This is a genomic window from Streptomyces sp. NPDC060031, assembly GCF_042736805.1.
GTDB lineage: Bacteria > Actinomycetota > Actinomycetes > Streptomycetales > Streptomycetaceae > Streptomyces.
The window spans coordinates 100,819-113,196 of record NZ_JBHWVM010000007.1; the positions used below are offsets into that span (position 1 = coordinate 100,819).

At 72.6% G+C, this 12,378-nt stretch carries 10 protein-coding genes and 1 pseudogene; 8 read left to right on the forward strand and 3 right to left on the reverse strand.

The genetic code is table 11. The annotated features are described in order from the left end of the window. Positions 1 to 348 precede the first annotated feature (348 nt). Positions 349 to 432, reverse strand: a complete 84-nt coding sequence (locus tag ACFWB8_RS04940) for a hypothetical protein (protein WP_385222643.1) — start codon at positions 430 to 432, stop codon at positions 349 to 351. Between the two features lie 116 nt (positions 433 to 548). Between ACFWB8_RS04940 and ACFWB8_RS04945 the strand changes: the two are divergent. The 6 genes and pseudogenes from ACFWB8_RS04945 to ACFWB8_RS04970 all read left to right on the forward strand — a co-directional run. Then, positions 549 to 1,236: pseudogene (locus tag ACFWB8_RS04945) on the forward strand (carboxyl transferase domain-containing protein); the annotation flags it as partial. 11 nt (positions 1,237 to 1,247) lie between these two features. After that, positions 1,248 to 1,448 (forward strand): acyl-CoA carboxylase epsilon subunit, encoded by a 201-nt coding sequence (locus ACFWB8_RS04950; RefSeq protein WP_385222574.1) that lies wholly within the window; start codon positions 1,248 to 1,250, stop codon positions 1,446 to 1,448. A gap of 194 nt (positions 1,449 to 1,642) precedes the next feature. Next, entirely contained in the window at positions 1,643 to 3,274 is a 1,632-nt protein-coding gene (locus ACFWB8_RS04955) for a phospholipase D-like domain-containing protein (protein WP_385222577.1), read from the forward strand. A gap of 153 nt (positions 3,275 to 3,427) precedes the next feature. Continuing rightward, positions 3,428 to 4,489, forward strand: a complete 1,062-nt coding sequence (locus tag ACFWB8_RS04960) for a ketoacyl-ACP synthase III family protein (RefSeq protein ID WP_385222580.1) — start codon at positions 3,428 to 3,430, stop codon at positions 4,487 to 4,489. A 202-nt stretch (positions 4,490 to 4,691) separates the two neighbouring features. Then, positions 4,692 to 5,903: a cytochrome P450 gene (locus tag ACFWB8_RS04965; RefSeq protein ID WP_385222583.1), complete on the forward strand. Its 1,212-nt coding sequence runs from the start codon at positions 4,692 to 4,694 to the stop codon at positions 5,901 to 5,903. A gap of 3 nt (positions 5,904 to 5,906) precedes the next feature. After that, on the forward strand, positions 5,907 to 6,386 hold the full coding sequence (locus ACFWB8_RS04970; protein ID WP_377779108.1) for a hypothetical protein: 480 nt from the start codon (positions 5,907 to 5,909) through the stop codon (positions 6,384 to 6,386). Between the two features lie 15 nt (positions 6,387 to 6,401). On the opposite strand, the gene ACFWB8_RS04975 is transcribed toward ACFWB8_RS04970, so the two are convergent. Beyond that, on the reverse strand, positions 6,402 to 8,939 hold the full coding sequence (locus ACFWB8_RS04975; RefSeq protein ID WP_377779107.1) for a Helicase associated domain protein: 2,538 nt from the start codon (positions 8,937 to 8,939) through the stop codon (positions 6,402 to 6,404). Positions 8,940 to 9,091: 152 nt separating this feature from the next. Between ACFWB8_RS04975 and ACFWB8_RS04980 the strand changes: the two genes are divergently transcribed. After that, positions 9,092 to 10,684 carry a PQQ-binding-like beta-propeller repeat protein gene (locus ACFWB8_RS04980; protein WP_385222587.1) on the forward strand — a complete coding sequence of 531 codons (1,593 nt, stop codon included), beginning with the start codon at positions 9,092 to 9,094 and terminating at the stop codon, positions 10,682 to 10,684. Between the two features lie 84 nt (positions 10,685 to 10,768). Continuing rightward, positions 10,769 to 11,509 (forward strand): hypothetical protein, encoded by a 741-nt coding sequence (locus ACFWB8_RS04985; protein WP_385222590.1) that lies wholly within the window; start codon positions 10,769 to 10,771, stop codon positions 11,507 to 11,509. A gap of 114 nt (positions 11,510 to 11,623) precedes the next feature. Here the strand turns inward: ACFWB8_RS04985 and ACFWB8_RS04990 are convergent, their stop codons facing one another. After that, complete coding sequence (locus tag ACFWB8_RS04990) at positions 11,624 to 12,349, reverse strand: SDR family NAD(P)-dependent oxidoreductase (RefSeq protein ID WP_385222593.1); 726 nt, start codon at positions 12,347 to 12,349, stop codon at positions 11,624 to 11,626. Positions 12,350 to 12,378 lie beyond the last annotated feature (29 nt).

Below are 12,378 nucleotides of genomic sequence, written 5' to 3' on the forward strand. Positions count from 1 at the left end.
GGGGGGGCTCGGTTTTTTTCCCACTCAACTTATTACCCGGCGTTTTCGCGTGGGGGGGGCCCCCCCCCGGGGGGGGGCGGCCCCCCCCCCCCCCCCCCCACGACATGACGGGCAGGTTGCCTCCGGGCGACCTGCCCGTTTGTCTACGTGTTTGTCGACGTACGGGGGTGGCCGGACGCTCCGGCGGTCGCCCGCGCGGCGGGGCGGCACCCCTTCCCGGGGCCCGGCCGCGGCTCTTCCCGCGGGCAAACGCTCCGGGGGTAGGCCCGGCCCGGCGCCGGGCTGTGAATTTCCTGTGCGGGGCGGGCGGGCGGGCCGGCGGGCGCGGCGCCCGGACCGGCTCGCGGCTCAGCGGCCCGAGAGAATATGGGAGACCTGGGCCCTCGAATTCACCCCGAGCTTTCGGAAGATGCGGGCCATGTACGTCTCCACGGTCGGTCTTCACCGCGATATTCAGCCGGTCGGCGATCTGCTCTGCTGATTGGTGAAGCCCGGTCCCACCCATTGGGCTGTTTCCGCCCCGCGGCCGCTCAGTCGGACAGTGGGTATGGGGCCTCGTCGACGGCCGCACCGTCTTCGTCTGCGCCCACGACTTCCGGATCTTCGGCGGAGCCCTCGGCGAGGCCCACGCCACGAAGATCCACAAGCTGATGGACCTCGCGGAGGCGGCCGGCGCCCCCGGCGTCCGCCTCTGCGACGGCGCGGGTGCCCGTATCCAGGAAGGCGTCACGGCCCTCGCCGGCTACGGCGGCATCTTCCAGCGCAACGTCCGCAACTCAGGCGTCATCCCGCAGATCTCCGTCATCCTCGGCCCCTGCGCCGGCGGCGCCGCCTACAGCCCCGCCCTCACCGACTTCGTCCTCATGGTCCGCGGCACCTCGCAGATGTTCATCACCGGCCCCGACGTCGTCCAGGCCGTCACCGGCGCCCAGGTCACCATGGAGTCGCTCGGCGGCGCCGACGTCCACGCCGACGTCCACGCCGACGTCCATGCCGACGTCCACGCCGCCGCCTCCGGCGTCGCGACGTTCGCGTACGACCGACGCGACGCGCGCACAGCGAATCAAGGAGTACACGACCGAGCTGATGCACCCTTACTACGCGGCGGAGCGCGGCCTGGTCGACGACGTCATCGATCCGGCGGACACCCGCACCCGCCTGATCGACGCCCTCACCATGCTGCGTGCCAAGAAGGCCCCCCTCCCCGCCCGCAAACACGGAAACCTGCCGCTATGACGCATCCAGACATGACGCATCCAGAACTCACCCTGGCCTCGCTCCGGATCCTCAACGGCGCCCCCTCGATGGAGGAACTCGCCGTACTCGCGGTGCTCCTGACCGCGAGGCTCCAGACCCCCGAGCCGCCCGAACCCCCTGCGGTGGCCCCCACCCCGCTGTGGCGCCACTCCACCCCCCACTACGCCTCCCCCCGCGCCTGGGCCTCCTGACGGCCCGCCCAGGGGTGGGCGAAGGGGCAGGCGGGAGGGTGTGAAAGCGGGATGGCCGATTCCGGCATACCCGACTTCCACCCCTCCCACCGGCCTGATAACTTCCGCGAGTTGATCTTGATGTCGATCTCGATCGCGCCTGTCGTTGCGCCGCACCGCGCCGCAGGCAACCCCCCTCGCACAAGGAAGTCACATTGCACCGCCTCGCACCGCACAGCAGCCTCCTCGCCCGCGCCGCCGCCCCGGCCGCCCTCCTCGCCCTGCTCCTTCCCGCGACCTCGGCGACCGCGGCCGACGCGCCCGCGACACCCCACCTCGACGCGGTCGAGCAGACCCTGCGCCAGGTGTCGCCCGGCCTCGAAGGCCAGGTGTGGGAGCGCACCGCCGGCAACACCCTCGACGCCTCGGCCCCCGGCGGCGGCGACTGGCTGCTGCAGACCCCCGGCTGCTGGGGCGATGACACCTGCGCCACGCGCCCGGGCACCGAGCGCCTGCTGTCGAAGATCACCGAGAACATCTCGCAGGCGACGCGCACCGTCGACATATCGACCCTCGCGCCCTTCCCCAACGGCGCGTTCCAGGACGCCGTCGTCGCCGGCCTCAAGGCCTCGGCCGCCCGCGGCAACAAGCTGACGGTACGCGTCCTCGTGGGCGCGGCGCCCCTCTACCACCTGGGCGTGGTGCCCTCGAAGTACCGCGACGAGCTCGTCTCGAAGCTCGGCCCGGACGCCTCCCGCATCACCCTCAACGTGGCGTCGATGACGACCTCGAAGACCGCGTTCTCCTGGAACCACTCCAAGCTCCTCGTGGTCGACAACCAGTCCGTGGTCACCGGCGGCATCAACAGCTGGAAGGACGACTACCTCGAGACCACCCACCCCGTGGCCGACGTCGACCTCGCCCTCAAGGGACCGGCCGCCGCCTCCGCGGGCCGCTACCTGGACCAGCTGTGGTCCTGGACCTGCCAGAACAAGAGCAACATCGCCAGCGTCTGGTTCGCCTCCTCCAACAACGCCGGCTGCCTGGCGACCCTGGCCCCGTCGGCCGGCCCCGCCGCGCCCGCGGGCCCCCCGGCAGCGCCCGGCAACGTACCCGTGATCGCCGTCGGCGGCCTCGGCGTCGGCATCAGGCAGAGCGACCCCGCCTCCGCCTTCCGCCCCACCCTCCCCACCGCCCCCGACACCAAGTGCACGGTCGGCCTGCACGACAACACCAACGCCGACCGCGACTACGACACGGTCAACCCGGAGGAGAGCGCCCTGCGCACGCTCGTCTCCAGCGCGACCCGGCACATCGAGATCTCTCAGCAGGACGTCAACGCGACCTGCCCGCCGCTGCCCCGCTACGACATCCGCCTCTACGACGCGCTGGCCGCCAAGCTCTCCGCCGGCGTCAAGGTCCGCATCGTCGTCAGCGACCCCGCCAACCGGGGCGCGGTCGGCAGCGGCGGCTACTCCCAGATCAAGTCGCTCTCCGAGGTCAGCGACACCCTCCGGGGCCGCCTCGCCCTCATCACCGGCGACCAGCAGAGCGCCCGTACCGCCCTGTGCTCGAACCTCCAGCTGGCCACCTTCCGCAGCTCGGCGAGCCCGAAGTGGGCCGACGGCCACCCGTACGCGCAGCACCACAAGCTCGTCTCCGTAGACGACTCGGCCTTCTACATCGGCTCCAAGAACCTCTACCCCTCCTGGCTCCAGGACTTCGGGTACGTGGTCGAGAGCCCGGCGGCGGCCCAGCAGCTCACCACCCAGCTCCTGGCCCCCCAGTGGCAGTACTCGCAGGCCACCGCCACGGTCGACCACGAGCGCGGCATCTGCCAGGCCTGATTGCCACCCCCACGTCCTTGCCCGGCGCAGCGCGCCGGGCAAGGCGAGGTCGATCAAGGTTCCACTGGTGGTCCAGGCCCGTGTCTAGGTTTGAACGTGACGGATCCCCGCTTTGGCGGGGACGGTGCACGGCAAAAAACGTACGGGGGCTTCATGAAAATCAGTGAACCGCTTTCTCTGGAGGCGGCCACCTGGCTGCCCGAGGAACGGGAACGGGTGTCCGACCTCCTGGCAGCGGGCCACCTCAACGAGGCGGAAACCGAGCAGCTCGGCCTGACCGAGGTGCCGGTGTCCGACATACCGGGACCGCAGCTGGCCGTGCGCGCCGCCGAACGCGTGCTCGCCGCCGCGCGGTTCGACCCCGCGCGCATCGGCCTGGTGGCGCACGCCTGGCTCTACCACCAGGGCCATGACTTCTGGTCACCCCCGCACTACGTCGCCGACCGGCTCGGCGCGCACGACGCGCTGCCGATCGGCGTACGCCAGATGTCCAACGGCGGCGTCGCCGCGCTCGGCGTCGCCGTGGACAGGCTCCTCGCCGATCCCACGGTCGAAGCCGCGCTGGTCACCACCGGCGACCGGTTCGTCCCGCCCGGCTTCAACCGCTGGCGGGCGGACTACGGAGCCGTCTACGGCGACGCCGGCACCGCGGCCCTGCTGCGCCGCCACGACCCGGACGGCCAGGAACCCGAGGGCCAGGCCCCGGAGCGCTCCGGTCCCACCCTGCTGCTGCGCTCCCTCACCTTCGCGACGGCCGCGGAGTACGAGGCCATGTACCGCGGCCGGGACCCCTTCACCGAGGTGCCCCTTCAGGCCGGCATCCCCATCGACGTCCGCCGGCCCAAGAAGGCGTACCTCGAGGAGCACGGCGGGATGGGCCCGTTCCTGAAGTCCGCGGCCGAGGCCGTACGCGCCACCCTCCTGCAGTCGCTGGCGGAGTCGGGCGTCGAGCCCGGCGACCCGCGCATCCGCTGCGTGGCGCTGCCCCGCCTCGGCGAGCACGTCCTGTCGATCACCCACGCCCTCCTCGACGAGATCCTGGGCGTGGAGATCCTGCAACTGCGCGAGGGCAGCGGACACCTGGGCGCCGGAGACCTGCTGGCCAACCTGGCCCACATCTCCGCCTCCCACGGCCTTGCGCCCGGCGAGTTCGCCGTGGTGATCGGCGGAGGCGGCGGCTTCACCTGGTCCTGCGCCGTGGTCGAGGCCGCCTGACCGGTGGCCGCAGCGGAGGGACCGGGCTCGGGCATCAACCCCGCGCCCGGCCCCTGCGCATGCCCCGGCCCGCACAAGAGCCCAGGTCACAGCGGTGCGAGGCAGCCCCCGGCCACCCGGTACGGCAACGCCGCGGCTACTGTGGAGAAGTGACGTAACGGCATACGGCGTCACAACGCACGCTCGATTTAGGGGGAATGGAATGGCGCTGCAGCCCGCCGTCGTGGAACTGCTCGAGATCAGCCCGGACTTCGTCCGCGACCCGTACCCCGTCTACGCGAAGCTCCGGGAACAGGGGCCCGTCCACCACGTGCGCGCGCCGGGCGGCCGGGAGACCTGGCTGATCGTCGGACACGACACCTGCCGTGCGGCCTTCAACGATCCGCGGCTGAGCCGCGACTGGCGCCGGTCCGGCAACGTCGGCCAGATCATCAACGCCGACCAGGACCACCCCGCGCTCGCGCACATGCTGATGGCCGACCCGCCGGACCACACCCGACTGCGCCGCCTGGTCTCCCGGGAGTTCACCCCCCGCCGCATCGAGGCACTGGCGCCCCGCATCCAGCAGATCACCGACGAACTGCTCGACGCCATGGAAGCGGACCCGAAGCGCCGCGCCGACCTGATCGACGCCTTCGCCTTCCCGCTGCCGATGACCGTCATCTGCGAGCTGCTCGGCGTACCGGAACTGGACCGCGACGCGTTCCGCGCCTGGTCCAACGAGATGGTCGCCCCCACCAGCCCCGAGGCCGAGGCCTCCGCGTACGAGCAGATGCCCCGGTTCCTGACCGGGCTCATCGACGCCAAGCGCGCTGCGCCCGGCGAAGACCTGCTCAGCGGGATGATCCACGCCGTCGACGACGGCGGCGACCGGCTCACGCCGGACGAGCTGATCGGCATGAGCGTCCTGCTGCTCATCGCCGGACACGAGACCACCGTCAACATGATCGGCAACGGCCTGCGCGCCCTGTTCGCCCACCCCGAGCAGCTCGCCGACCTGCGCGCGGACCTCGACGGCCTGCTGGACGGCGCGATCGAGGAGATGCTCCGCCACGACGGCCCGGTCGAGAACTCCACCGAACGGCTCGCCCTGGAGGACCTGGAGATGGGCGGCGTGGTGATCCCGGCGGGCTCCACCGTCCTGATCTCCATGGCCGACGCGGACCGCGACCCGGCCCGCTTCGAGGACGCGGACCGCTTCGACATCCGCCGCGACGCACGCGGCCACATCGCCTTCGGACACGGCCTGCACCACTGCCTGGGCGCGCCGCTGGCCCGCACGGAGGGCCGCATCGCGCTCCGCTCGCTGCTGGAGCGCTTCCCGGAGCTGGGCCGTGACGCGGAGGACGAGAAGCTGTCCTGGGTGCCCGGAATGCTGATCCGCGGCGTGCGGGAGCTGCCCGTACGCTGGTGACGCATGGACTGGATGCCCCTGCTCTCCACACTGACCGGCGCCGCCGTCGGTATCGGCGCCACCTTGCTGGGTGACCGCAACCGGTGGCGGCGCGAGGAGAGCCGCCAGGCGCTGGAGGTCCGCCGCGCGGCGTACACCGAGTTCGTCTCCGCCCTCAAGGCCGCGGGCGAGGAGATACGCGCCGTCGCGCTCGGCGACCACCTGTCCGACTCGGCGCGCGACGCGGCGGTGCGCGAGGCGTTCCGTGCCACCGGGCTCTACACGGCGAGCGAACGCCTCTGGCTGATCGGTTCCCCGCAGGTGGTGGCCGCGGGGAACGCGGCGTTCCACGCCCTGCGGGAGCTCCGCGACGCCTACGCGGCCGGCGCCCCCGTCGGCTCGCCCCGGGACCGCCCCCTGATCGCCCGCCGCCGCGAGGCCATGGCCACGATGCGCGCCCTCATGCGCGAGGACCTGGGCATCGGCCCCCTCGGAATCGACTGAGGGGCCCAAGACCCCCTACCCCCACCGCATCCCGATCCGGTCGAGCTGCGCCACCCGCTCGGCGCCGAGAGCCGCGGCGCGGGTACGGCAGTTGTTCACCCACGAGCCGAGCCGCAGCGCGCGCTCCTGCTCCTCGATGACGCGGCCGTCGGCGTCCCGCAAGGGCCACGTGACGGTCTCGACGTGCTTCCTGGGCACCGCCAGATGGCCTTCGCGCTCGTAGAAGCGGGTCGCGGCAGCCAGGTTGAGGGCCCACTTCTGCGCCTGGCTCGTCCGGCCGCCGGCCCCGGCCCGCTCCCGAGCGGTGGCCGGCGCCAGCCCCAGCACGTGCTCCAGCATCCACTGCTGTCCGGCGGCGAGGCCCTCCCAGCGCAAGCGCTGCGCGCCGACCCACTGGCCCAGGTCCTCGCCCTGGACGAGGACTTCGCCCGGAGCCACGGGCACCGCCCGCCCGCCGCCGCCCTCGACGTACGCCCGCACCAGGGAGAAGCCGCGCTGCCACGCCACCGCCCAGCCCGGACACCAGGCCGGGTCGATCTCCCCGAGCTGCTCGCGCCGCTCCTCGGGCATCGACCACGCCAGCGGCAGTGCCTCCAGGCCCTCGGCCTCCCGCTGTTCGTTCTCCACGCTCCGCCGCGCCGCGGCCCGCGCGTTCTTCAGCCACACACCGACGGGCTGCCCCTGCCAGACCGCGTCGACCGGCGCCAGCAGGTGCCCGTGCTCCCCGGCCCAGCCGCGCGCCGCGGCCAGCCCCTCCTCCCAGGCGACGTCCCGCTCGGACCAGACCATGCCGAGCTCGTCCAACTGCCGCGCGCGCCTGTCGTCGAGTGCACCCTGGGCCCGGCCGCGCCGCGCATCGGAGATCCACTGCCCGAGCGGAAAACCGGCCGCCGCGGCCGGCGCCCCCGCCCCCGCCGACAGCCGCTCCGGGACCCTGAAGGTGAACGGGACCCGCAGGTCACCGTGCTCCCGGCGGTAGTGCGCGGCGGCCTCCAGACCGCGAAGCCACTGCGTCCGCTCCGGCTCCAGCACGCGCAACTCGATGAACCGGGCGATCCTGGCGGGGTCGCGGGGGGTGGAGAACTTCAACAGCGCGTGGGCGGGTCCGCTGACGCCGTCCGCGTCCGGATGCCACTCGCCGGGCTCGCGGGCCACCGCGAGCGGGGTGTAGCGGCTGGGCGCCTGCGGCTCGGCGAGGCTCTCCACGATCCGGGTGTCGTGCGCGCGCAGCGCCTCCAACAGCCGCGCCAGGCCCCCGTACGCCCGCGAGGTGAGCATGTCGTCCGGCGTCTCCCCGGGCCCCAGCAGCACGGGCACGACCAGGGAGGCGACCTTGCCCTCGCCCGGCTGCAGCCGCAGCGCCCGGCCCACCGCCTGCACCAGGTCGGGCATGGACCCGCGCAGGTCCGCCCAGAACACCGAGTCGCAGTCCTTGGTGTCCACGCCCTCGCCGAGGACCCGTACGGAACCCAGGAAGCTCTTCTCCACCTCCGTCCCGTCCGCGGCGGCGCCGGCGGCGAAGTCGTCGAGGACCCGCCTGCGGTAGCCGGGCGGATGCTCCCCGCACAGCCAGTCCGCCCACACCGACGCCGGGTACCGCCCCGGATCCAGCGCGTGAAGCCGTCCCGCGACCTCGGGCAGCCCGGCCGCGAACGCCTCGGCCTCCTTGACCTGGTGGTGGAAGACCAGGGTGCGCGCGAAGCCCTCCGAAGCGGCGGCCTTCACCACGGCCGTCTGCAGGGCCGCCATCCGGATCCCGCGGACCTTGTCGGACGTCTGCTCCGCGCCGAGCAGCTTCGCGGCCTGGAACGCGGCATCGGTGATGTCCAGGCACACGACCCGGTAGGGAGCGACGATGTGCCGGTCGATGGCCTGCGACAGCGTCAGGGTGTGAGCGCGGGCACCGAACGGCCCCTCGGGGTCGTCGTCCATGGACGCGACCAGCCCGCCCGCCGCGCCCGGCTCCTCCTCGCCCCCCTCCCCGGCCTGCCACAGCCGGGGCGTCGCGGTCATGTACAGCCGCCGCGCGGCGGGAATCCGGGCGTTGTCGTGCACCACCGCCCAGGGCCGCCCGAGCCGCCCGGACGTACGGTGTGCCTCGTCCACGACCACGAGGTCCCAGGCGGGAAGCCCGCCCCGGTGCGCACGCTCCAGCGTGCCCAGGCCCAGCGAGGCGTAGGTGGAGAACACGGTGACCTGCTCCAGGTGCGCGGTCCAGCGCACCAGCTCCTGCGGGACGGTCGTGTTCGCGAACCCCGCCTCGGACTCGCGCAGCGAGGACACCCCCAGCACCGGACCCGTACGCCCGGCCGCGCGCCACGCGGCCTCGCTCTGGGCGAGCAGGTCCAGGGACGGCACCAGCACCAGCACCCGCCGGGCCCGCAGTTCGGCCGCGCTGCGGGCCGCGACGAGCGACTTGCCCGACCCGGTGGCCATCACGACCTGTGTACGCAGCCCCCGCCCGGGCATCCCGCCGCGGGCGGGCACCTCGAAGGCCTTCAGCACCGCGTCGACGGCCTCCCGCTGATGCGGCCGCAACTCCATCCTCGGCATCCCGAACACCTCTGTTCACTCACCCCCCAGCATCCCAGGAGGACACCCCGGGGCGCGGCGCCGGGCGTCCCCCGGCCCTGGAGGGCGAGACCTCGGGGAAGTAGTCTAAAAATCTATTCTAGAAAGACTGATGGACGGGACAGACTCTCCCCATGACCGGTCCCCCTTTCGGCGAACAGCCGAACCCCGACGGGCACAGCCCCTCGGCGCCCGTCGGCTTCGGGCCCCCGATCGAACCACGCGGCCCCGGTGCTTTCGGTCCGCCGCCCCAGCCGTGGCCGGTCGCACCCGCTGCCCCCGCGCCCGCCCCCGCGCGCGACCGGTTCACGGACCGGCCGGGCACGGTGGTCGTCGCGGTGCTCGTCGCCGTCCTGCTGGCCATCGGCGGCGGCGTGTTCGCCACCGTCCGCAGCGACCGCGGCCAGCCCGCCGCGCAGGACGGCAAGGATCCGGCCACACCGTCCGGTTCACCGTCCGTCGACCAGGGCGACGGCAAGGGCCCCGGTGCAGGCCGCGACGTCTACGACCCCAACATCGACATCAAGCCAGGTCAGGCCCGGGTCTGGCTGCGCGACAACCAGACCGAGGTCGTCGGCGCGGGAACCTCGCAGTTCGGCCCGTGGCGGGTCGGCGACGTGGTGGTCAAGGCGATGTACAAGGAGGTCACCGCCTACGCGGTGGCCGACGGCCAGGAGAAGTGGAAGGTCCCGCTGCAGACGCCGCTGTGCGGAGCTCCGCCGGCCCCCTCCGCCAACGGCAAGCTGGTGCTCGGCGTCCGCGAGAAGGACTCGCAGACCTCGCACTGCACGGATCTCCAGCAGATCGACCTGACCACGGGCAAGGCCGGGTGGAAGGCGCCGGTGCCCCAGGAGAACCCGTACGACACCCCGGGGGAGTTCCTGCTGGCGATCACCGGTGACACCGTCGCCGTCGCCCGGACGGCCGTCATGAGCGGCTTCTCGGTCACCGACGGCAGGAAGCTCTTCGGTACGTCGAGCGAGAACGGCTGCTCCCCGAGCGAGTTCGCCGGGGGCTCTCGGCTGATGCTCGTACGCAACTGCCCCGAGCAGGTGATGCTCCAGGAAGTGGACCCGGCGACGGGCACCGCCAAGTGGAGCCACCAGTACGACAAGGGCTGGAACCTCGGCCGGGTCCTGTCCATGGACCCGCTCGTGGTCGCCGCCTACCACAAGGACCGGAAGGTCTGGAACATCACGGCGTTCACCCCGGACGGCAAGGTCCGCTCGCAGAGCGACATGGCGTTCGGGGTCACCGGCCGCTGCAACGGATGGGGCAACGCGGACGGCCTCCAGGAGTGTGACGCCGCCGTGGCCGACGCCGACACGCTCTACATCGGTGCGGGCAAGCCCGGCAAGTCCCTCGGCATCGACGACACCAACCAGGTCGTCGCCGTCGACCTGAACACGGGCAAGGAGAAGTGGCGCACCATCGAGCAGCCCAAGGGCCGCACCGTGTGGCCGCTCGCGGTCGAGAACGGCAGGGCCGTCGTGTACGTCTCGCCCGGCAGAGGCGAGGCGGCCTCCGTCGTGTCCCTCGCCCCCGCCGACGGCGCCTCGCAGCCGGTCCTGCAGAGCCCGGCCGCGGCCGAGGGCGCCGAGAGCGTCTTCTCCACCTCGGCCCTGCGCGTCGCCTGGGCGGGCGGACGGCTGTTCCTGCTCAACGGCAGGGTCTACAGCCCCGAGCCCAGGAAGGCGAGCCGCGCGCTCCTGTCCTTCGGCAAGTAGCCCGCGTACGGAACCAGGACCGGAATCAGGACCGGGCAAGCAAGCAAGCACGCAAGCACGCAAGCAAGGAGGAGGAGGCGCACGGTGCGCAATCCGCAGGACGACGCCGAGAGGCGCAGGATCGTCATCGGGATCTACGCGGTGACGGCGGTGGCGGCCACCGCTGCCGCCGTCGGCACCCTGGCGATGGTCCACAGGGCCGAGGACCGCACCGGCGCCTCCTCGACCGCGGGGTGGAAGACGGTGGTCAACCCCGAGCACGGCACCGCGTTCGACGTCCCGCCGGACTGGGAGGTCGTCTCGTCCAGCGTCTTCAGCGGCTATGAGGACCACAAGGACCCGGACAAGGCCCTCATCGGGCACACGGCGCCCGCGTTCTACAAGTCCAAGTGGTGCAGCATCGACGGCAACGGCGACGGCGTGGTCAATGACGTCCACCTCGCCAGCACCGGGACCAAGGGCGCCGACGGCGCCAAGTCCACCGCCGAGGTCGCCGAAAAGACCGCTCCGACCTGGGTCTACGCCGCTTACACCCAGCCGGACAAGTCCGTCGTGAAGTGGGACGAGCCGGTGGAGTACACCACGAAGTACGGAGTCAAGGGAAGCTACGTCAAGGCCCGCTCCGAGGGCGCCGCGCAGTCCAACCGCTGCGAGGGCGACGGCAAGGCGATCGCCTTCGGCTTCAAGAACTCCAAGGGAGACTTCGTCGCCTGGGACTTCTACGGCCGCACGGGCGTGCCCGGCGCCGTCAGCGACAAGCTGATCATGCGGATCCTGAGCACGGTCCGCCTGTCGGGAGACCCGAAGCCCACGACCCCGCTGTGACCATCCCGCCGGCGCCCCGCACCGCGCGCGACGTTGTCCGACCGAAAGGGCCCGCCCGGTGGTGTCGTCACCCGGGCGGGCGCCGGTGCGCGGGAGCCCTGCGAACGCGGGGCGTCAGCGCGTCGGGATCACACCGCCGTCCACGCGCAGCACCTGCCCGGTGATGTGCCGAGCGGCGGGCGAGGCGATGAACCGCACCACGTCGGCGACGTCCTCGGGCCGCCCGGCCCGGCCCACCAGGGTCTCCGCCACCCGCTCCTCGTGGAAGGCGGCGGAGCGGCGGTCCCGGAAGAACTCCGTGCTGTCGATGTACCCGGGCGCCACGACATTGCAGGTCACTCCGCGCGGCCCCAACTGCCCGGCGAGGAAGATGTTCCAGGTGTTCATCGCCGCCTTGGCCGCGCCGTACGAGCCCGCGCCCCGGTCCGCGGCGAAGGAGCCGATGTTCACCACCGCACCCCCCGGGCCCAGCAGCTTGTCCACCGCGGCCGTGGTCAGGACGGCGCCGAGCAGGTTGGCGTCCAGATTGGCCCGCCACCGCTCCGCGAGTCCCCGCAGGTCGCTCGGCGGCGCCCCGTCGAACTCGCGGTTGCCGCCCGCGTTGTTGACCAGTACGTCCACCACGTCCGGCAACCGCCCGCGCAGCGCCTCCAACTGCTCCGGATCGGTGGCGTCGCAGACCACGGTGGTCAGCGCGCCGTCCAGCTCCTCGGCGGCGCTGCTCAGCACCTCCGGCCGGCGGCCGGTGATGATCACGTGGTCGCCGCCCGCCAGGAAGGCCGCGGCGACCGCCTTGCCTATGCCCGTGCCGCCACCGGTGACCAGGACTGTCCGAGTCATCTCCACACTCCTCAAGAGTTTGGTGCTGC